15 protein-coding genes, 1 tRNA gene and 3 rRNA genes are annotated in these 20,274 nt (G+C 53.0%); 16 read left to right on the forward strand and 3 right to left on the reverse strand.

The window, feature by feature from the left end; translation table 11 throughout:
* Positions 1–109: 109 nt before the first annotated feature.
* From PBOR_RS04230 to PBOR_RS04240, 3 genes are all read left to right on the forward strand, one after another.
* Complete coding sequence (locus PBOR_RS04230) at positions 110–1,297, forward strand: NAD(P)/FAD-dependent oxidoreductase (RefSeq protein ID WP_042210623.1); 1,188 nt, start codon at positions 110–112, stop codon at positions 1,295–1,297.
* A 40-nt stretch (positions 1,298–1,337) separates the two neighbouring features.
* Positions 1,338–2,213, forward strand: a complete 876-nt coding sequence (gene sigJ, locus PBOR_RS04235; protein WP_042210624.1) for an RNA polymerase sigma factor SigJ — start codon at positions 1,338–1,340, stop codon at positions 2,211–2,213.
* A 69-nt stretch (positions 2,214–2,282) separates the two neighbouring features.
* Entirely contained in the window at positions 2,283–2,993 is a 711-nt protein-coding gene (locus PBOR_RS04240; protein WP_042218897.1) for a DUF554 domain-containing protein, read from the forward strand.
* A 401-nt stretch (positions 2,994–3,394) separates the two neighbouring features.
* Here the strand turns inward: PBOR_RS04240 and PBOR_RS04245 are convergent, their stop codons facing one another.
* Positions 3,395–4,336, reverse strand: coding sequence for an NADP-dependent oxidoreductase (locus tag PBOR_RS04245; RefSeq protein ID WP_042210625.1), 942 nt, complete (start codon positions 4,334–4,336; stop codon positions 3,395–3,397).
* A 246-nt stretch (positions 4,337–4,582) separates the two neighbouring features.
* On the opposite strand from PBOR_RS04245, the gene PBOR_RS04250 reads away from it, so the two are divergent.
* From PBOR_RS04250 to PBOR_RS04270, 5 genes are all read left to right on the forward strand, one after another.
* Complete coding sequence (locus PBOR_RS04250; RefSeq protein WP_042210626.1) at positions 4,583–5,836, forward strand: MFS transporter; 1,254 nt, start codon at positions 4,583–4,585, stop codon at positions 5,834–5,836.
* A gap of 134 nt (positions 5,837–5,970) precedes the next feature.
* On the forward strand, positions 5,971–6,411 hold the full coding sequence (locus PBOR_RS04255; protein ID WP_042210628.1) for a HEAT repeat domain-containing protein: 441 nt from the start codon (positions 5,971–5,973) through the stop codon (positions 6,409–6,411).
* Positions 6,412–6,519: 108 nt separating this feature from the next.
* The gene (locus PBOR_RS04260; RefSeq protein WP_042210629.1) at positions 6,520–7,485 is read left to right on the forward strand and encodes a nitronate monooxygenase; all 966 of its coding nucleotides are present in this window, start codon (positions 6,520–6,522) and stop codon (positions 7,483–7,485) included.
* 21 nt (positions 7,486–7,506) lie between these two features.
* Positions 7,507–8,079 (forward strand): hypothetical protein, encoded by a 573-nt coding sequence (locus PBOR_RS04265; protein ID WP_042210630.1) that lies wholly within the window; start codon positions 7,507–7,509, stop codon positions 8,077–8,079.
* 111 nt (positions 8,080–8,190) lie between these two features.
* Positions 8,191–9,081, forward strand: a complete 891-nt coding sequence (locus PBOR_RS04270) for a CPBP family intramembrane glutamic endopeptidase (protein ID WP_042210632.1) — start codon at positions 8,191–8,193, stop codon at positions 9,079–9,081.
* A 126-nt stretch (positions 9,082–9,207) separates the two neighbouring features.
* Here the strand turns inward: PBOR_RS04270 and PBOR_RS04275 are convergent, their stop codons facing one another.
* Positions 9,208–10,749: an acetate--CoA ligase gene (locus PBOR_RS04275; RefSeq protein WP_042218899.1), complete on the reverse strand. Its 1,542-nt coding sequence runs from the start codon at positions 10,747–10,749 to the stop codon at positions 9,208–9,210.
* A 227-nt stretch (positions 10,750–10,976) separates the two neighbouring features.
* Here PBOR_RS04275 and PBOR_RS04280 point away from each other — a divergent pair, with 227 nt between their 5' ends.
* From PBOR_RS04280 to PBOR_RS04295, 4 genes are all read left to right on the forward strand, one after another.
* Complete coding sequence (locus PBOR_RS04280; RefSeq protein ID WP_042210633.1) at positions 10,977–11,843, forward strand: gamma-glutamylcyclotransferase family protein; 867 nt, start codon at positions 10,977–10,979, stop codon at positions 11,841–11,843.
* A gap of 44 nt (positions 11,844–11,887) precedes the next feature.
* Complete coding sequence (locus tag PBOR_RS04285; RefSeq protein ID WP_042210634.1) at positions 11,888–12,715, forward strand: methyl-accepting chemotaxis protein; 828 nt, start codon at positions 11,888–11,890, stop codon at positions 12,713–12,715.
* A gap of 195 nt (positions 12,716–12,910) precedes the next feature.
* Positions 12,911–13,450 carry a GNAT family N-acetyltransferase gene (locus tag PBOR_RS04290; RefSeq protein ID WP_174479802.1) on the forward strand — a complete coding sequence of 180 codons (540 nt, stop codon included), beginning with the start codon at positions 12,911–12,913 and terminating at the stop codon, positions 13,448–13,450.
* A gap of 128 nt (positions 13,451–13,578) precedes the next feature.
* Positions 13,579–14,295 carry a stalk domain-containing protein gene (locus PBOR_RS04295; RefSeq protein WP_042210635.1) on the forward strand — a complete coding sequence of 239 codons (717 nt, stop codon included), beginning with the start codon at positions 13,579–13,581 and terminating at the stop codon, positions 14,293–14,295.
* Positions 14,296–14,447: 152 nt separating this feature from the next.
* On the opposite strand, the gene PBOR_RS36070 is transcribed toward PBOR_RS04295, so the two are convergent.
* The gene (locus tag PBOR_RS36070) at positions 14,448–14,573 is read right to left on the reverse strand and encodes a DUF4023 family protein (protein WP_076161612.1); all 126 of its coding nucleotides are present in this window, start codon (positions 14,571–14,573) and stop codon (positions 14,448–14,450) included.
* A gap of 479 nt (positions 14,574–15,052) precedes the next feature.
* Between PBOR_RS36070 and PBOR_RS04300 the strand changes: the two genes are divergently transcribed.
* The 4 genes from PBOR_RS04300 to PBOR_RS04315 all read left to right on the forward strand — a co-directional run bounded on the left by PBOR_RS04300 (position 15,053) and on the right by PBOR_RS04315 (position 20,274).
* Positions 15,053–16,610, forward strand: a 16S ribosomal RNA gene (locus PBOR_RS04300).
* 335 nt (positions 16,611–16,945) lie between these two features.
* Positions 16,946–19,871 (forward strand): 23S ribosomal RNA (locus PBOR_RS04305).
* A gap of 146 nt (positions 19,872–20,017) precedes the next feature.
* Positions 20,018–20,134, forward strand: a 5S ribosomal RNA gene (gene rrf / locus PBOR_RS04310).
* The 16S, 23S and 5S rRNA genes sit together here with 1 tRNA gene alongside, the layout of an rRNA operon.
* Positions 20,135–20,197: 63 nt before the next feature.
* Positions 20,198–20,274: transfer RNA gene (locus PBOR_RS04315), tRNA-Ile, on the forward strand.

The raw sequence follows: 20,274 nt of genomic DNA on the forward strand, positions 1-20,274 counted from the left end.
AGAGAGCGTACCACCGTTAACAGAAATTTGTCAATTTACCTGCCTGTTCCGGTCACAGAATCCGCTCTGATCCCGTTATATGTGCAAAACCTAATGGGGAGTGGCTGAAATGAAGGAATGGACCTGTGTCGTGGTTGGCGGCGGATATGCGGGAATTCATGCAGTTAAAGAAATCCGACAAACTTTTAAAGAAGAGAAGACGGCTGGACATAAGCTGAGAATCATTCTGGTTGACCAGAATCCGTATCATTTACGTAAGGTGCTACTATTTAGAGTGGCTGCCGGAAATGAGCAGATCACGATTCCTCTGAAAGAGATGTTTCCACAGGGGGTGGAGTTTCTGCAGGCCGCTGTAACCCGGATTGTATCCGCTGAGAAAAGGCTGCTGTACACCGGTGCGGAAGGAGAACCCGCCAGCTTAAGCTATGATATTCTGATCCTGGCAGCAGGCAGTATAGTGAGGGGACCCGGGCCTGGGCAAGGCGGAATGGTATTGAGTGATCCCGAAGCTGCGGGGAGCATCCGCGAGAGCTGGCGTGCCAATCTGAAGCAGGCGGCAATTGTGACGGAAAGTGTAGAGCGGCAGAGGTTAATGACCATCGTCGTGGCCGGGGCGGGGATAAGTGGTATCGAGACATCGGCAGAGCTGGCTTTTGCCGTCCGGGAGGAAGCCCGGCAGCTGGGGCTTGATCCGGATGGGCTTAGCATACAACTGATCAATGCCAGTTCACGTTTATTTCCGGAGGGACCGGTCAAGGTGGGGCTGAAGCTGGAGCAGGTGCTCGGAACGTATGGCGTAGAGGTCAAGCATGAACGTAAAGTAGTCAGCAGCCAGGCGGGGACGGTAGCTCTGGATGACGGTACTACGATTCCGGCAGGGTTATGTATTTGGACACTCGGGCTGCAGCCGAGTCCTATGCTTGGCAGTCTGGGATTGCCGCTTACGCCAGGCGGCTTCATCTGTGTAGATGCGAGCTACCGTGTCCATGACGCGCCGGGTGTGTACAGCATTGGCGATTGTGCCAGGATTGCAGAGCCCGGAAGCGGCCATGTAGACGGGAAGACCTGTAAGGAGGCGATAGGGCAGGCATCACGGCTGGCCAAGATCATCTGGGCAGATATTTCCGGACGCCCTGCACCTGAACATAAAGCGTACATGACATTTTTCTGTTTCGGGCTGGGGCCGGGACGCGGCATGGCCTGGACACATCAATGGGGGCTGGACATTCTGATTACAGGCAGACTGGGCTGGCGGCTGAGAAAGTTCACCTGGGATGCCGCAAGTTTTTTGAAATAGATTAGAATGGAAGCAAGCCGTTAAGAATGGACGTGATGAAGTGGAGAACTTATATAGACAGTACAAGGCGCTGCTGTTCACCCTCGCCTATCAGCTGACAGGATCGGTATCCGATGCTGAAGATGCGGTGCAGGACGTATTTCTGAAGGTGCACGGGATCGATCCGGATCGTCTGTCCAACCCCAAAGCGTATCTGTGCAAAATGATAACGAACCGCTGCCTGGATGTGCTCAGGTCGGCGCGCAAGCGGCGGGAACAGTATTTCGGCGAGTGGCTTCCCGTGCCTGTTCTGACTTCCGAGGATCAGGCCATTGAAGGGGTAGTTACTAACGAACTGTTGTCCTACGCAATGCTGGTCCTGCTGGAGCGGCTGACACCTGCGGAACGGGCGGTATTTGTGCTTCGCGAGGCGCTTGCCTTCGACTATTCCGACATAGCCGGACTAGTAGGCACAAGTGAGGTTCATTGCCGCAAGCTGCTCAGCCGGGCCAAGGGCAAGATGGGAATTGCCCCGGAAGCGAGAATCCAGCCCGAAGCATCAAGCGAAGAATGGGTCCGCCGTTTGCTTGGTGCGCTTCATCAGGGGAAGATCGATGCTGTGGTATCCATGCTTGCCGAGGATATTGTGCTTATCTCTGATGGAGGAGGCAAGAGATCCGCTGCCGCTCATCCCATTCAGTCTAGAGAGTTCGTGGCACGCTTCCTATTCGGCATTACCGGCAAGGCGCCACTTTATGAGGAAGGGGCTATCCCGGAGATTGCTGAAATTAACGGCCAGACCGGCCTGATCGTCCGCTCTGGTGCAGGCATTGAAGTGGCGGCGCTGCTGCATGCAGAAGGAGAGTTTATTCATAATATTTATCTGATCCGGAATCCCGATAAGCTTGTGCATCTGACTGGCCGATATCACTCTTGACGAGGCAATGCCTACTACCCCTATAATGCTAAGATAAGAGAGAAATTATAGTTGGGGGAACTGCTGAGAATGGTGCTGTTGGGAGCTTTGGTGAATGGAGTAGCCATTATTATCGGAACAATGCTGGGCAAGCTGCTGGAACGGATACCGGAGAGTATGAAGAATACGGTGATGAACGGGATTGGGCTGGCGATTGTCGTGCTGGGCGTGCAGATGGGCCTCAAAAGCGGGGATTTCCTGATTGTCATTCTAAGCCTAGTGATTGGGGCGGTAGCCGGTGAATGGATCAACATTGAGGACAAATTCACCCGTGCAGGGAATTGGCTGGAGCGCAGAGTGGGGTCGGGCGGACAGGGCAGCATCTCGCTGGGTTTCGTCACGGCAAGCCTGGTGTATGTGGTGGGAGCGATGGCGATTCTCGGAGCGCTGGACAGCGGCATCAAAGGTGATCATCAGATTCTGTATACCAAAGCGATTATGGACGGATTCATTTCGGTTATTCTGACCTCGACGCTGGGGGTAGGGGTTCTGTTCTCGGCCATCCCTGTTGTTCTATATGAAGGGATTATTGCCCTGCTCGCTACACAGATCACCCGGTTTGTGCCGGATGCGCTGTTGAACGACTGTATTGCAGAGATGACGGCGGCGGGCGGCATTATGATTATGGCGATCGGCCTGAATCTGCTGGGAGTCACCAAGATCAAGGTAGCTAATCTTCTGCCCGGCATTCTTGTGGCTGTGCTGCTGGTCGTGCTGGTGCATGAATTTCAACTGAATTGAGGGAACATATACCGACGAACCTGTTTGATAAAATACAGCTGCTGCTGCAGATGCATACGCAGGGGCTGCTGGGCGGGAAGTGATGCCGGAGGATGCCCTGCCGGGCATTGTTCCAGCCGGAGAGCTGCCGGATGTGCTGACCCTGGCCATGTCCCTGAACGATCAGCGGAATGCCTATCAGCTGTGATGTGTTGATCGGTACTGCTGAAGACCGCAGGCGGGTGGCAGAAGCATGCGTTACTGTGCTGCTGAATACAGGCCTTGCGCCGACTGATGTCCATACCCCCTTGTGGCTATGGAGCCGGGCGGGATTTCCTCCGCTTGAACTTTAGTGAAGCAGCTTACGGCTGTCTGCGGACTAATGCTTCTAAGAATAAACGGGTTTCCGCAGTAGCTGCCTACTATTTAATAGTAATAGCGATTTTGCCCAGAACCTGCTGGCCTTCGCTAAGCAGATGTGCGCTGCGCAGTCCTTCTGCACTGAGCGGGAAGGACTGGCCGATTAACGGCTTCAGCCGGTGCTCCGCCGTAAGCCGGGCCAGCTCGGCCAACTGGAAAGAGTCGGCAGCGGGACTGATGTACGCTGCAGTGATCCTCCCGGCCGCCGCTTGTACCGGGTCTGGCTGCTCCACTGTGGAGATCAGTCTTCCGCCGGGCGCAAGAACCGCGAAGCTCCGGTTCAGGATGGTACCTCCGGCGGTGTCAATTACAACATCTATGCTCTGGCCGAGAATGGCGGCGAAATCCTGCTCTTGGCAGTCTATCGCCTGGTCGGCTCCGATGCCCCAGGCCAGATCAAGCTCATCGCCGCTTACCGTCGTAATCACGGTAGCTCCCCGCAGCTTGGCGAGCTGGATAGCCAAGCTGCCGATACCTCCCGTGCCGTCGTGAATCAGAACGCGGTCCCGGCTGGAGACCTTGGCCGCGGCCAGCGCCTGCCAGGCGGCAAGTCCCGCAGCAGGCAGCACGCCGGCTGCCTCGAAGGATAACCCCCGCGGCTTCAGCGCAAGCTCATGCCCGCTTGCCAGCGTATACTCCGCGTAAGCTCCGCCCGCTGTTACCTGCTTCAGCCCAAACACCTCATCCCCGGCTTTGAAGCGGCTTACCCCGCTGCCTGTACTCACTACCACTCCGGCAACGTCTATTCCGGGAATCAGCGGCAAGTCAGCAGTAGGACTGCTGCCAGCGGACAATGAGCCGTCCCTGACCTTCAAATCCGCCGGATTAACAGAAGTTGCGTGCATTTCAATCAGTATTTCATGCTCACCGGGAACGGGCACAGGGATATCAATCTCTGATAAGTTTCCAGCGGGGCTGGTCTCATGAATGGCGATAGCTTTCATTTATGGCATGCCTCCTATACTCTCGCTGATTAGTTTGTACATAATATACTTTTTCCGGGTTCTTTAAAAGATAAGAATTTATATGCTCTGCGCATGAATTATCCTTATCTTTCTCGCTGAAACGGTACCGCCTAAAAAAGGACGGCAAAGACGTTTCTACATGGTCAAAATCCATTAGGTGGCGCTGTGCAAACTATGCTAGAATATGACTCTAAAGTGCTGAGGAAGAGGAGGGATCCCCTGACAATGAACACTGACTGGAAGAGAAATATTGCCTTTTTCCTAACCAGCCAGACCGTCTCGCTGTTCGGATCTTCACTGGTCCAGTATGCGATTCTCTGGTATATTACCCTAAATACACAGTCCGGAGTAATGATGACTTTAGCGATTATCTGCGGATTTGTGCCGATGTTTTTGCTGTCGCCCTTTGCAGGAGTCTGGGCAGACCGTTACAGCCGCAAATGGCTGATTGTTCTCTCGGATTCCATCATCGCAGCCTCGACGCTGGTTCTGGCCATATTATTTCTGCTGGGATACGACCAGATGTGGCTGCTATTTGTGGTGTCTGCCGTACGGGCACTTGGAGGCGGAGTGCAGACACCGGCCGTAGCGGCTATGCTGCCGCAGCTGGTGCCGGAAGACAAACTGACCCGGATCAGCGGAATCAACGGCAGTATCCAGGCAATGGTGATGCTGCTGTCCCCGATGCTGAGCGGAGCACTGCTGACTATGGCAAGCATTGAAGTTATATTTTTCATCGATGTGATTACCGCTGCAGTGGCTGTCCTGACGCTGTTCTTCTTCGTGCAGGTGCCGCTTCATGCCAAGGCTGCTGCAGAACAGACACTAAGCTATTTAAATGATCTGCGCCAGGGCTTCAGCTATATCCGGCAGCATGAATATATAAGAAGCTTTTTTATCTTCTGCGCCTTTTTCTTTGTGCTCGCGGCCCCGGTGTCGTTTCTGACTCCGCTGCAGGTTACGCGAACCTTCGGCGGGGATATCTGGCGGCTGACCGCCATTGAAATTACATTTTCTATCGGAATGATGCTTGGCGGGCTGCTGATGGCCGCATGGCCGGGTTTCCGGAACCGGGTCCACACCATGACCCTATCAGCCCTTGCCGTCGGGTTATGTACGTTTGCGCTCGGTGTAATTCCGGTCTTCTGGATTTATCTTGGCGTAATGGGGCTGGTGGGACTTGCGCTGCCGTTCTTCAATACCCCCTCCACAGTGCTGCTGCAGGAGAAGGTGGAGCCGGATTATCTGGGCCGGGTCTTCGGGGTGCTGGGCATGATTTCGAGTTCAATGATGCCGCTGGGGATGCTGGTCTTCGGGCCGCTGGCGGACCTCATCCAGATTGAATGGCTGCTGATCATCACGGGGATTCTGCTGTTCATCCAAGGATTTTTCCTGCTGGGCAACAAGGTGCTGATCGAGGCCGGCAAGCCTGCGGCTGTTGCTGAACCGGAAGCCGGTCATGCCGGAGGCAATGAATAATATTGGCCGGTTAGGCCGCAATCCCAGAATGTTTGTACAAAAGATTGAAATCAAGGAGCGCAGTACTGTAGAATTGCACTATGTAAGATAAACGTTCTATATATCAGATTTAACCAAGAAGGGGATTGTATCGTTTGAATAATGAAGAAGTAATCCAAGAGCTGCCTGAGAATTACGAGGAACTGAAGAAATCCGCCGGCCGCTCCGCAGACTGGAGAGCGCGTCTTGAAGCAGTGGAAGAACTGGGCCGCTATAACCACAAACAAATTATTGATATCCTTAATCGCCTGATGATCAGCGATCCTGTATATACTGTTCAAGAAGCCGCATACAACAAGCTGAGAGCCTTCGGCGAAGAGGTCACAGTTCCGTCGAAGAACAAAGCCGAATTGTTCAGAGGGGTATCGAAGATTATTCTGCGGATTAAGAAGAGTCTCCCCAAAGACCATTCTTACGAAGAATTCAAAGAGAAGCTGAAGAAGATGCGGATTGACGTCTACGACGCCTACGAAGGCGAGAAGGGCGAGAATTTCGATCAGTGGCTGGAGAAAATGTGGGTTTCGGCCACCAAATAGTGTAGAAGCAGCAAGCGGAGAGATAGGGGAGCCTTCCTTATCGATCCGCTTTTTGGCGTGATGGCGTGAACGGTAAGCGGAATCATAAGAGTCTGAGGAGGAACGATTATGAGTATTGCAAGAATGCTGGGGATCACCTATCCGATTATCCAGGGGGCCATGGCGCAGATTGCCTTCGCTGAACTGGCGGCAGCGGTATCGAATGCGGGGGGACTCGGAGTCATCGCCTCCGGCGGGATGAGTGCGGACCGGCTGCGGGAAGAGATTAACAAGTGTAAAAGCCTAACGACGAAGCCCTTCGGTGTCAACCTGATGCTGATGGCTCCTAACCGGGATGAGCTGGCACAATTGGTGATAGACGAAGGTGTGAAGGTTGTAACCACAGGAGCGGGTTCGCCCAAGAATTATGTAGCTATGTGGAAGGCGGCAGGCATAGTGGTCATTCCCGTAGTTCCTTCTGTGCAGATTGCCCGGAAAATGGAGGCGCTGGGAGTCGACGCGATTGTGGCCGAAGGCACGGAGGCGGGGGGCCATGTGGGAGAGACCACGACCATGGTGCTTATTCCGCAGGCAGCGGATGCTGTATCTATTCCGGTTATTGCTGCCGGCGGAATTGCCGACGGACGGGGAGCGGCGGCAGCGTTTGCGCTGGGAGCGCAAGGCGTGCAGGTGGGCACACGCTTCCTGGCGACGATTGAATGTCCGGCGCATGAGCAATTTAAGCAGGCGGTGGTTGCCGCCCGGGATGGCGATACAGTGGTAACCGGCCGTTCGCTTGGTGTTCCTGTGCGCAGCATTAAGAACCGTATGACGCTGGAGTACATGAGGCTGGAGAATGGCGGGGCAAGCAAAGAGGAGCTGGAGGCACTGGCAATGGGTTCTCTGGGCCTAGCGGTCCGGGACGGCGATACAGAGAACGGTTCAATAATGGCCGGACAGATTGCGGGTCTGGTGAGTGAGATTACTACAGTGCAGGAGGTCATTACATCCATGTTCGCAGAGGCCAAGACCGTAGGCCGCAAAGTATATAAAATGACCGATGATGTTCATACAGGCGCAGGCGCACTATATTAAATTTAAGCAGAGGATGATTGTATGCTTACCAGTAAATTTCAGGAATTCCTGGAGCTGTCCGCGCAATTGCGGCCCGGCTACACCGCCAGTCTGGGTAAGGCTCCGGCAGGAGGCAGTGCCGTTATTTCAGAGTTTGTCCCCGGGGTCCCTGGGCTTTTGCAGGCGATCTATGACACCGTTCTGGGAACGAGCAGCGGTGAAGAAGAGCCCAGCCTGATTGAATTCATTCCGGGCTACCGGCTGATCCATATCGGGGAATACAGCCAGGAAGTGGCTGTACTGTCAGGTATCCTGCAGGAGAAGGGCTATACCGGCGGCGGGATCGTGCTGCCGCTGCTGACGAACTACGGCAGTGATTTTATCTGCTATTACCGGTCTGAGGACGGAGTGGAGCGGGTATGCGACCTGCTGCATGACTACGGCGACTTGGTGATCATGTATGATTCACCGGAGAAATTCCTGGAGACACTGTGCGAATTCTATAAGCAGGAGGTATATTTCCTGGATGAAGAAGGCTACCTGGACTGTGATCTGGTCACGGAAGGCGAGGTAGGCGCGGCACTGAATCCGGATGCGAAGTACTGGTCGGAGTAAGAAGCTGCGGGATACGGATTATTGAGCATGTTTTCAATTTTATTGCAGGGAACTTCCCTTTCGGGTCCGTCTAACGGATGACATGAACGAAAGGGAAGGGGAATATCCAACATGCAATTTCTATTCAGGAACCGGGACAGACAGCTCAGAGCAGGCTGGGAGATCATACTGGCAGGCGGGGCTATTGCGCTTCTGACGGTAATTGTCTCCTTTGGCCTATCGCTGAAGGTGGGTTCCACAGGACTGTTCGATCCGGACGGCTGGGTGCGAGTGTTCAAATCCACAGGAATTTATTCGTTTATCGTTGTGTGTTATACGGTGAGGGTAATACATAAGTGTCCTTTGTCTAGTATTGGACTGTCCAGGCCTGACGGCAAGCGGTTCGCTGCCGGATTCGCAGGCGGAGCACTGCTGCTGACCTCCGTTCTGCTGGTGCTGTGGGGTCTGGGGAATGCTGTGGTTCAGGGAGAGTGGTCACAGCCACGGTTCGGACAGCTTGATGCGGCGGATATTGTGATTACGGCATTGCTGGCCGGAATCTGTGAAGAGGTGGTCTTCAGAGGATACCTTCAGCATCTGCTGTCCTCAAGGATCGGTGTTCCGGCAGCGGTGGGCATGACCTCCATCTTGTTCTCGCTTGCCCATATGGCGAATCCCGGATACAGCTGGATCAGTGGACTGAACATTGTGATTATCGCCTTGATCTTCTCTTGGGTGACTCTCCGCACAGGCAATTTGTATGCTGCGATGGCGCTGCATATCTCCTGGAATCTGTTCCAGGGCTACATATACGGGGTTGCGGTGAGCGGGAATACGCCCAAGGGCATCTATTCGGTATCCTTACAAGGAAATGATCTGCTGACCGGGGGCAGGTTCGGCCTCGAGGGGAGCCTGATTACCACGCTCATTCTTGTCATTCTGTATGCCGTATTACTGCTAATCTCGAATAACAAGCGGAGTTCAGGCCAGCAAAGACAGACTAAGTCTATCCGCTTTCGTTAGAGATGAAGGCTTGTTCTGCTCCAAAATACAAAAAAATCCCCGTCCTGCATCACTGCAGGAACGGGGATTTTATTATTCTGCAGATAAGGAACTGCCGTATAGGCACGGTTCCTTCATCTTGCAAGCTTACTCCTGCACAGCCTTCTTCTCCTGCTCGCGCAGCTCGATTCTGCGGATTTTGCCGGAGGCCGTCTTCGGCAGATCCGTAATGAATTCGATCTTGCGCGGGTACTTGTACGGCGCAGTCTGTTCCTTAACATGGGACTGCAGCTCTTTGGCCAGCTCCGGAGTGCCGGCATGGCCGTCCTTAAGCACGACAAAAGCTTTGACGACCGAGCCGCGGATCTCGTCTGGACTTGCGACCACTGCGCATTCCTTGACCAGGGTATGCTTCATTAATGCTTCTTCCACTTCGAACGGTCCGATGGTGTAGCCGGAGCTGATGATGATGTCATCCCCGCGGCCCTCGAACCAGAAATAGCCGTCCTCATCCTTGCGCGCCCGGTCGCCGGTTACGAAGTATTCTCCATGCGAGGCGTTTGCTTTGCGCTCGGGGTCCTTATAGTAGTTCTGGAACAAGGCCGGCATGCTTAAATGCACGGCTATATCTCCGACCACTCCGGCCGGAAGCGGCTGTCCTTCCTCGTCGATAACTTCTACGATTCCGGGAGCGATCGATTTGCCCATGGAGCCGACGCGGATCGGTTCGTCCTTCAGCGCCGCGATGATGAGCGTGCTCTCTGTTTGCCCGTAGCCGTCGCGGATCGTAATGTCGAAGTGCTGCTGGAAGGTGTGGATGACCTCCTGATTCAGCGGCTCACCGGCGGATACTGCACAGCGCAGATTCGACAGATCATATTGTGCCAAGCCTTCAGTCTTAGCCATCAGGCGGTATTCGGTAGGCGTACAGCACAATACTCCAATCTTCTCATCCTGCAGCAGCTGGAGGTAGCGGTCCGGATGGAAAGGGCCATTGTAGACAAAGCCGGTAGCTCCATTGCCTAGTACGGTTAAGAATGGACTCCAGATCCACTTCTGCCAGCCCGGTGCGGCGGTTGCCCACACTGTGTCTGATTCCCGGATATCGAACCAGAGCGAGGAGGTGATCCGCAGATGGGCGTATCCCCAGCCGTGGGTATGGACTACAGCTTTCGGGTTGCCGGTTGTACCGGAGGTGTAGGCCAGGATAGCGATATCGTCCCGGCGGCTGGCAACCGCAGGGAAGGAATCGCTTTGTCCGTCCATCAATCCCTCAAGATCCACCCAGCCTGTCTCGGGCTCAGCTTCACCGCTGGACACAGACAGGCGGTAGTCCAGCGCAGGCAGATCTTCGGCGATCTTGTTCACTTCACCGGTCACCTCGGACCAGACAATGACCGCACGGGCTTCCGAATGGCGCAGCCTGTAAGACAGATCCTTGGCCCGCAGCATTTCAGAAGATGGAATAACAGCAAGTCCCAGCTTCAGGCAGGCCAGATAGATAACATAGGCGATAATACGGCGGGGAACCATGACCAGGACCCGGTCGCCTTGCTTCAGGCCAAGACCGGATAATCCGCCTGCCAGACGGTTAGCCTGGGCCATCAGTGCGCCGTAGGTGATGGTCTCCAAATTTCCATTCTCTTGTAACCATTTAAGTGCAATCTTATCTTCAGGATGCCGCTCCATCTCCGAAGTGAGATTGTAGAATTCAGGTGCGATCCAGCGTTGATTATCCAAATGAACCTCTCCTATACAAGCATGATGATGTTTCTGATAAATATAGTATAGCACGTTCTCCTAGTACCAGATGCTAAATCGCCCTGACGGTACCGAGAATGTTCTGTGACAGCTTTTATTTTGAAGGTTCTTATATAATTATAATATAGATATAAACATTTATAGGGGAGGACCACATGGAGTTAGTGTTTGTGTACGGAACCTTGCGCAAGGGTGAGCTGTATCATGATTTGCTGGAGAACAGCAGATTATGCTCCGCTCTGGCAGAAACGAACGGTTGCATGGCGGATACGGGCCTCGGTTATCCGGTTCTGCTGGAGGGCTCAGGTGCAGAGCGGGTAGCGGGCGAGCTGTATGAAGTGTCCGGCCGGGTACTTGCGGGACTTGACCGGCTGGAGGAGTACTATGGCCCCGGGAATCCGCGGAATGAATACGAACGGATTAGGGCAGAAGTGCGGACAGATGGCGGCATGCTGGAAGCATGGGTTTATGTGTACAGGCGTCCGCATAGCTATGCGGTAATCCCGGAAGGTGACTGGAAGCTGCAGCGGCTGAAGCGGAAGCAAGATCTGCTCTATTTTGCCTATGGAAGCTGTATGGACTTGGAACGGATCGAACAGGCCGGACGTGGGGAAAGCTTCAGCAGAGTGGAGGGGCGCGGGGTACTGGAAGGCTTCAGGATGGAATTCACCTTGCCTCTCGCCGACGGAGGGCGGGCTGATCTTACGGAACGCGGCGGGAGGACCGAAGGCAAACTGTACCGGATTACACCCGAATGTCTGGAGAATTATCTGTATGCACGGGAAGGTGTGGAAGAAGGCTTATACCGTCCGGCTGTTGTGGAGGTCCTGTGTGAAGACGGCACGTATAGAGAGGCTATAACCTTCGTGGTGGTGAACAAGCAGGAAGAGGCTGCACCGCCAGTACATTATATGAAGGAAATTCTCCGTGGGGCAGAACCAGTAGTTTCTCCTAGTTATTATGCAATGCTTGTGCAGTGTTTTTCAGAAAAATTCAATTACCCTTTTCATAAAATGATATAATCAGACCTGAATATTGAAAATTACGGAACAGGCGGTCGATAGTTATGCTGGAGGATAAACAGGCGGACAAGCTTGGGCAACTGCAGAATGTGCTCAGTATGATTCAGAAAACATATCCCGAGGATGCTGCGCTGGTGCTCGCTGATACGGACAAGGTGCTGGCTTATCTTCCCGGTGAGAAGATTGATCTGAAGGTTCCGGTAGGTGCGCCTATCGAGAAATTCAGAGGAACGGTATCGTATGCAGCACTGGAGACTGGCAAAGTGCAGCGCGAGGAACGCGGCCCGGAAGCTTTCGGCATATCCTATCTCTCCACGGCAGTCCCGGTCATGCGTGAGGGTGAAGTCGTTGGTGTTATAGCAGCGATGGTATCCAATCACAAGGCGGCAAGGCTGCAGGATGGTGCCCAGGAATTATCCTCCCTGGTGGAGGAAATGACGGCAACCTCTGAAGAAGTGACCCGTTCCTCTATGGGGATTACCCAAAGGCTGGATGAGTTAGTCAGCAGCTCGAATTCCATGGTGCATGATATCGAGAGCAGCTTTGAGATTCTCTCCTCCGTCAAGCGGATCGCTGACCAGTCACATATGCTCGGGCTTAATGCGGCGATTGAAGCGGCCAGAGCCGGTGAGCAGGGGCGGGGCTTCGGCGTGGTGGCGACAGAAATCCGCAAGCTGGCTAATGACAGTCACGCACTGGTGAAGAGCATCCACAGCCAGCTGGCAGGGATGAAACAGTCTATTCTGCAGATGGATCAGTCCATCCAGCAAATCATGTCATTCTCACAGCATCAGGGACAAGCGATGCAGGAGTTAAGCCGGGCATTTGAGCATGTGGCCGGAACTGCGAATGATCTGTCCAATCTGGATTAGGCCGGATAGATATTATAAACTGAAGCAGCGACAACCCTCAGATGATGCCTCCGGGCATCGTTTTTTTATATAAGCAGGTTTAGACATGTGACATGTCTAGTGTAGTTTCCCTTGAAGTTATTCATACAGCAATTACGGGTAAAATAAAGCAAGGCGCTTCACACAACAGAAACAGCAGAAAGCGGGCAGCAGACCATGAACAATCCATCGCTAATCAGCGGAACAACCTTTGATGAGATATTCGCTATTATGGAAGCTTCTTTTCCGGTAAGTGAGATCAGAACCTATAGCGGGCAGCAGGCTTTGCTGGCGAACCCGAATTATCACCTGTATACCGAAAAGGATGCAGCGGGCCGGACGCTCGCTTTTATGGCCGCCTGGGAATTTCCCGAATTGCGGTTTGTTGAACATATTGCCGTTAACCCGGATATACGGGGCGGGGGAATCGGCAAGAAGCTGATGAACAGCTATATTAGCCGATCGGACAAGCCTGTGCTTCTGGAGGTAGAGCCGCCGGAAGGGGAAATGGAGCAGCGGAGGATCGGATTCTATGAGCGGCTGGGCTTTTATCTGAATCCGTACACTTATGTGCAGCCGCCGCTGCGCGCGGGACAAGCCGATTTGCCATTGCGCATTATGACCTATCCCCGGGCAGTTACCCTGAAGGAATTCCAGCATTTCAGAGATATCCTGTACACCGAAGTGTATCAGATTACAGTCCCGAACAGCCGTTAACAGCCTTGTGCAGATTCGGAATTACTTCTTTACAATCCGGATACAAGTTAGAAACAAGTTAATGGTTTAATGAATCTATAGCAAGGGACACACAAACAAACAACACACACACAAGGGAGACGATATTAATGAAAAGCAAAAAAATGATCATAGCAACGATGGTATTCGGAATGGCCATTACAGGTTCAGCCGGTGTATACGCAGGGACGAATATGCAGAAGATCAGCGCGTACCTTAACCACAGCATCGGCTTCAAAGTAAACGGAGCGGCTTATACGCCGGTAGACGGCAATGGTAAGACATTGTCGCCAATTACTTATAATGATACAACTTACCTTCCGGTCCGGGCGCTGGCGGATGCACTGAAGGTGCCGGTAACATTCAATGCATCTACCAACCAGGTCATCCTGGGCAGCGGTTCGGCAACTACAACTCCGGATAATGGTTCAGCCATTACACTGGCGACGGTACAATACAGTGCAGCGCAAAAAGAACAGATCACCAAGGCATTCGCTAACTTCGAAGGCTTCGAGACCGCATATGCACCGGCACAAATGATCAGCGGGGATGCGTTCCAGAAGGTTGTGGGCGGCGATGATGGCGTGAGCTTCCTGTTCAATAAAATGCGGGTGAATGTATCACCGCGTGATTACTCCTACGATTATGACGGAACTACTGTGAAGCTCTCCAACGGAACTGAAGCGAAATGGTACACTCCTTCAGATACAGCTATGCTGACCTTTGCGCTGGCAGACCGTTTTGTAACCATCAGTTCACCGGATAAATCACTCAGCAAAGCACAAATCGAGAAGGTAGCCGTAAGTGTGGCGAAACTCAGCAAATAATTACTACTGCTTCTATATAGAATGAATAGACATAGATATCTTTAGAAGCATATTTATAGAATGCATTTAAAAAAAGGGATGTCCTCAGAGCCAATTGAACTGGCCCTCACCGACATCCCTTTTTGTGCACATTACTGGCTGAACTTTGTGCCTTATTTATTGGAGCTGTGCTGCTTATTCGCCAGGCGGGCGCCAGGTGTTCCTTTGCCCCGGTTTCTGTTCTTCAGCGCTTTCCGCTGATTCTCCTGGAATTTCTCCACGAATTCATGAGTGTCCATTGGGAGCCTCCTGCAAGTTTGGATAGGATGTGCGTTCTCTGAGCTTACTTTATCCATCTCTGCCCATTCTCATGCATGGCTTGCTATTGGCTGATTGGAGAGGCGCAGTTAAATACGAGGGGGTGGGTTGGAGCTTCGGTACGGTAATTAAAGTCCTGGGGCCGAATCAAGCGAGTGTGATCAGTCAATTTAAAATAATGCTTGCAATGAATATCCATACATGATATATTCTATTTCTGGCCGCGAAACATCAACGCCGAGCTCGAAAAAGAAGTTGAAAAAAGAGCTTGCATTGATCGGTTGGATGTGATATATTATAAGAGTTGCTGGTGACGCGGTAAGCGGCGCTGACAACGAGCTTGATCTTTGAAAACTGAACAACGAGTGAGTATCGGAAATCACCTCGGTGAGATCCAAATTAGAGAATATAACAATTCTCGTCAGATGTTTCAAAATGAGCAATCGCTCTTTCTAAATACAATTTGGAGAGTTTGATCCTGGCTCAGGACGAACGCTGGCGGCGTGCCTAATACATGCAAGTCGAGCGGAGCATGAATGGAAGCTTGCTTCCATTCATGCTTAGCGGCGGACGGGTGAGTAACACGTAGGCAACCTGCCCTCAAGACTGGGATAACTACCGGAAACGGTAGCTAATACCGGATAATTTCTTTCCTCTCCTGAAGAGAGAATGAAAGGCGGAGCAATCTGCCGCTTGGGGATGGGCCTGCGGCGCATTAGCTAGTTGGTGGGGTAACGGCTCACCAAGGCGACGATGCGTAGCCGACCTGAGAGGGTGAACGGCCACACTGGGACTGAGACACGGCCCAGACTCCTACGGGAGGCAGCAGTAGGGAATCTTCCGCAATGGGCGAAAGCCTGACGGAGCAACGCCGCGTGAGTGATGAAGGTTTTCGGATCGTAAAGCTCTGTTGCCAGGGAAGAACGTCCGGTAGAGTAACTGCTACCGGAGTGACGGTACCTGAGAAGAAAGCCCCGGCTAACTACGTGCCAGCAGCCGCGGTAATACGTAGGGGGCAAGCGTTGTCCGGAATTATTGGGCGTAAAGCGCGCGCAGGCGGTCATTTAAGTCTGGTGTTTAAACCTTGGGCTCAACCTGAGGTCGCACTGGAAACTGGGTGACTTGAGTACAGAAGAGGAAAGTGGAATTCCACGTGTAGCGGTGAAATGCGTAGATATGTGGAGGAACACCAGTGGCGAAGGCGACTTTCTGGGCTGTAACTGACGCTGAGGCGCGAAAGCGTGGGGAGCAAACAGGATTAGATACCCTGGTAGTCCACGCCGTAAACGATGAGTGCTAGGTGTTAGGGGTTTCGATACCCTTGGTGCCGAAGTTAACACAGTAAGCACTCCGCCTGGGGAGTACGGTCGCAAGACTGAAACTCAAAGGAATTGACGGGGACCCGCACAAGCAGTGGAGTATGTGGTTTAATTCGAAGCAACGCGAAGAACCTTACCAGGTCTTGACATCCCTCTGAATCCGCTAGAGATAGCGGCGGCCTTCGGGACAGAGGAGACAGGTGGTGCATGGTTGTCGTCAGCTCGTGTCGTGAGATGTTGGGTTAAGTCCCGCAACGAGCGCAACCCTTGACTTTAGTTGCCAGCAGGTTAAGCTGGGCACTCTAGAGTGACTGCCGGTGACAAACCGGAGGAAGGTGGGGATGACGTCAAATCATCATGCCCCTTATGACCTGGGCTACACACGTACTACAATGGCCGGTACAACGGGAAGCGAAGCCGCGAGGCGGAGCCAATCCCAGCAAAGCCGGTCTCAGTTCGGATTGCAGGCTGCAACTCGCCTGCATGAAGTCGGAATTGCTAGTAATCGCGGATCAGCATGCCGCGGTGAATACGTTCCCGGGTCTTGTACACACCGCCCGTCACACCACGAGAGTTTACAACACCCGAAGTCGGTGGGGTAACCCGCAAGGGAGCCAGCCGCCGAAGGTGGGGTAGATGATTGGGGTGAAGTCGTAACAAGGTAGCCGTATCGGAAGGTGCGGCTGGATCACCTCCTTTCTATGGAGAATCGTTTCCTGCAACGGAAACATTCAAATCGGAAGCTAAAGCTTCCAAAACTCAGGTTTAGGCCTGTTACTCACTCGTTGGTCAGTTTTGAGAGTTCAAACTCTCAAGTAAGACACTTGATCCTTGAAAACTGGATACCGAAACGAATTTGCGTTTTAGAACATCTTTTAGCTGAAACTTGTGTAAGCAAGTTGAAATAGTTATTAGTGCAGAACGAAGGTTTTCGATTGTGCAGCGACCTTTGGCTTTGAATGTGTTGGTGAATGGAGCAATCCATGAGCAGCATTCAAAACAAGATGAGCAAACAAGCGAAACACCGGAGTGACGGTTAAGCTAATAAGAGCACACGGAGGATGCCTAGGCGCCAGGAGCCGACGAAGGACGTGGCGAACAACGAAACTGCCTCGGGGAGCTGTAAGCAAGCTTTGATCCGGGGGTGTCCGAATGGGGAAACCCAGCTGTGGTAATTCGCAGTTACTCATTTCTGAATACATAGGAAATGTAGAGGCAGACCAGGGGAACTGAAACATCTAAGTACCCTGAGGAAGAGAAAACAATAGTGATTCCGTCAGTAGCGGCGAGCGAACGCGGAACAGCCTAAACCAAGGGGCTTGCCCCTTGGGGTTGTGGGACGTCTCACATGGAGTTACAAAGGAATATGGTAGGCGAAGAGGTCTGGAAAGGCCCGCGATAGAGGTAAAAGCCCTGTAGCCTAAACTGTGTTCTCTCCGAGACGGATCCCGAGTAGTGCGGGGCACGTGAAACCCCGTATGAATCCAGCAGGACCATCTGCTAAGGCTAAATACTACCTGGCGACCGATAGTGAAACAGTACCGTGAGGGAAAGGTGAAAAGCACCCCGGAAGGGGAGTGAAATAGAACCTGAAACCGTGTGCTTACAAAAAGTCAGAGCCCTATTACTGGGTGATGGCGTGCCTTTTGTAGAATGAACCGGCGAGTTACGTTTAACATGCAAGGTTAAGGTGAGAAGCCGGAGCCGCAGCGAAAGCGAGTCTGAATAGGGCGACTGAGTATGTGGACGTAGACCCGAAACCGTGTGATCTACCCCTGTCCAGGGTGAAGGTGCGGTAACACGCACTGGAGGCCCGAACCCACGCATGTTGAAAAATGCGGGGATGAGGTGGGGGTAGCGGAGAAATTCCAATCGAACTCGGAGATAGCTGGTTCTCCCCGAAATAGCTTTAGGGCTAGCCTCGGTGAATGGAGTGGTGGAGGTAGAGCACTGATTGGGTGCGGGGCCCGCAAGGGTTACCAAGCTCAGTCAAACTCCGAATGCCATTAACTTCTTGCCGGGAGTCAGACAGTGAGTGCTAAGATCCATTGTCAAAAGGGAAACAGCCCAGACCATCAGCTAAGGTCCCCAAGTGTGTGTTAAGTGGGAAAGGATGTGGAGTTGCACAGACAACCAGGATGTTGGCTTAGAAGCAGCCACCATTGAAAGAGTGCGTAATAGCTCACTGGTCGAGTGACTCTGCGCCGAAAATGTAACGGGGCTAAACACACCACCGAAGCTATGGCTAGATGCTTTGCATCTGGGGTAGGGGAGCGTTGTATGTGGGTTGAAGGTGTACCGTAAGGAGCGCTGGACAGCATACAAGTGAGAATGCCGGTATGAGTAACGAAAAGATCAGTGAGAATCTGATCCGCCGAAAGCCCAAGGTTTCCTGAGGAAGGCTCGTCCGCTCAGGGTAAGTCGGGACCTAAGGCGAGGCCGAAAGGCGTAGTCGAAGGACAACAGTTTGAAATTACTGTACCACCGTAATCCGCTATGAGCGATGGGGTGACGCAGGAGGGTAGTGACGCGGACTGATGGATGTCCGTCTAAGCAGTGAGGCTGGTGTGTAGGCAAATCCGCACACCGTAAGGCTGGGCTGTGATGGGGAGCGAAAATTGTAGTAGCGAAGGTCATGATCTCACACTGCCAAGAAAAGCCTCTAGCCAGGAGAAGGTGCCCGTACCGCAAACCGACACAGGTAGGCGAGAAGAGAATTCTAAGGCGCGCGGAAGAACTCTCGTTAAGGAACTCGGCAAAATGACCTCGTAACTTCGGGAGAAGAGGTGCCTCGGTAGGGTGAATAGCCCGAGGGGGCCGCAGTGAAAAGGCCCAAGCGACTGTTTAGCAAAAACACAGGTCTGTGCGAAGCCGCAAGGCGAAGTATACGGGCTGACGCCTGCCCGGTGCTGGAAGGTTAAGGGGAGTGGTTAGGAGCAATCCGAAGCTGTGAACCGAAGCCCCAGTAAACGGCGGCCGTAACTATAACGGTCCTAAGGTAGCGAAATTCCTTGTCAGGTAAATTCTGACCCGCACGAATGGCGTAACGACTTGGGCGCTGTCTCAACGAGAGATCCGGTGAAATTTTAATACCTGTGAAGATGCAGGTTACCCGCGACAAGACGGAAAGACCCCATGGAGCTTTACTGCAGCTTGATATTGAATTTGGGTACGATCTGTACAGGATAGGTGGGAGCCGTTGAGGCAGGAGCGCAAGCTTCTGCGGAGGCGCCGTTGGGATACCACCCTGATCGTATCTAGGTTCTAACCTGGTACCCTAAGCGGGTACGGGGACCGTGTCAGGCGGGCAGTTTGACTGGGGCGGTCGCCTCCTAAAGAGTAACGGAGGCGTTCAAAGGTTCCCTCAGAATGGTTGGAAATCATTCGCAGAGTGCAAAGGCATAAGGGAGCTTGACTGCGAGACCTACAAGTCGAGCAGGGACGAAAGTCGGACTTAGTGATCCGGTGGTACCGCATGGAAGGGCCATCGCTCAACGGATAAAAGCTACCCTGGGGATAACAGGCTTATCTCCCCCAAGAGTCCACATCGACGGGGAGGTTTGGCACCTCGATGTCGGCTCATCGCATCCTGGGGCTGAAGTAGGTCCCAAGGGTTGGGCTGTTCGCCCATTAAAGCGGTACGCGAGCTGGGTTCAGAACGTCGTGAGACAGTTCGGTCCCTATCTGTCGTGGGCGCAGGAAATTTGAGAGGAGCTGTCCTTAGTACGAGAGGACCGGGATGGACGTACCGCTGGTGCATCAGTTGTTCCGCCAGGAGCATGGCTGAGTAGCTACGTACGGACGGGATAAGCGCTGAAAGCATCTAAGCGTGAAGCCCCCCTCAAGATGAGATTTCCCAACTAGTAAGACCCCTTGAAGACGACGAGGTAGATAGGTTGGAGGTGGAAGTGCAGCAATGCATGGAGCTGACCAATACTAATCGGTCGAGGGCTTATCCAAAAGCTACCCCAAAAAGTGAAGAAGAAGCTGACGAAGCTAATTCCGAATACTTTCCGGGGGCCCCGTAAGAAGGGCAAACGCAAATTTCGTTTCGGATTCAGTTTTCAGGAATCAAATTCCTGAAGCATTTACGCTGTAAATGCCCGTTTGGTGGCGATAGCGGAGGGGTTCCACGCGTACCCATCCCGAACACGACCGTTAAGCCCTCCAGCGCCGATGGTACTTGGACCGAAGGGTCCTGGGAGAGTAGGACGCCGCCAAGCGGACAACCCACACACTCTGTGGTATTTTTTTTGCCCTTATTAGTTGCATAGTGGTATGAGAACGGGCCTTTAGCTCAGCTGGTTAGAGCGCACCTCTGATAAGGGTGAGGTCAGTGGTTCGAGTCCACTAAGGCCCACCA

Source organism: Paenibacillus borealis, assembly GCF_000758665.1.
In the GTDB taxonomy this organism is placed as follows: Bacteria; Bacillota; Bacilli; order Paenibacillales; family Paenibacillaceae; genus Paenibacillus_AQ; species Paenibacillus_AQ borealis.

What these genes read in the sequence shown, in the direction of transcription:
- PBOR_RS04240 (WP_042218897.1), top strand. Translation starts at nt 2,283, where the DNA reads ATGGTGCTGTTGGGAGCTTTGGTGAATGGAGTAGCCATTATTATCGGA.
- PBOR_RS04265 (WP_042210630.1), top strand. Translation starts at nt 7,507, where the DNA reads ATGCTTACCAGTAAATTTCAGGAATTCCTGGAGCTGTCCGCGCAATTG.
- PBOR_RS04275 (WP_042218899.1), bottom strand. Translation starts at nt 10,749, where the DNA reads ATGGAGCGGCATCCTGAAGATAAGATTGCACTTAAATGGTTACAAGAG.
- PBOR_RS36070 (WP_076161612.1), bottom strand. Translation starts at nt 14,573, where the DNA reads ATGGACACTCATGAATTCGTGGAGAAATTCCAGGAGAATCAGCGGAAA.
- PBOR_RS04250 (WP_042210626.1), top strand. Translation starts at nt 4,583, where the DNA reads ATGAACACTGACTGGAAGAGAAATATTGCCTTTTTCCTAACCAGCCAG.
- PBOR_RS04280 (WP_042210633.1), top strand. Translation starts at nt 10,977, where the DNA reads ATGGAGTTAGTGTTTGTGTACGGAACCTTGCGCAAGGGTGAGCTGTAT.
- PBOR_RS04290 (WP_174479802.1), top strand. Translation starts at nt 12,911, where the DNA reads ATGAACAATCCATCGCTAATCAGCGGAACAACCTTTGATGAGATATTC.
- PBOR_RS04230 (WP_042210623.1), top strand. Translation starts at nt 110, where the DNA reads ATGAAGGAATGGACCTGTGTCGTGGTTGGCGGCGGATATGCGGGAATT.
- PBOR_RS04260 (WP_042210629.1), top strand. Translation starts at nt 6,520, where the DNA reads ATGAGTATTGCAAGAATGCTGGGGATCACCTATCCGATTATCCAGGGG.
- PBOR_RS04295 (WP_042210635.1), top strand. Translation starts at nt 13,579, where the DNA reads ATGAAAAGCAAAAAAATGATCATAGCAACGATGGTATTCGGAATGGCC.
- PBOR_RS04285 (WP_042210634.1), top strand. Translation starts at nt 11,888, where the DNA reads ATGCTGGAGGATAAACAGGCGGACAAGCTTGGGCAACTGCAGAATGTG.
- PBOR_RS04270 (WP_042210632.1), top strand. Translation starts at nt 8,191, where the DNA reads ATGCAATTTCTATTCAGGAACCGGGACAGACAGCTCAGAGCAGGCTGG.
- PBOR_RS04245 (WP_042210625.1), bottom strand. Translation starts at nt 4,336, where the DNA reads ATGAAAGCTATCGCCATTCATGAGACCAGCCCCGCTGGAAACTTATCA.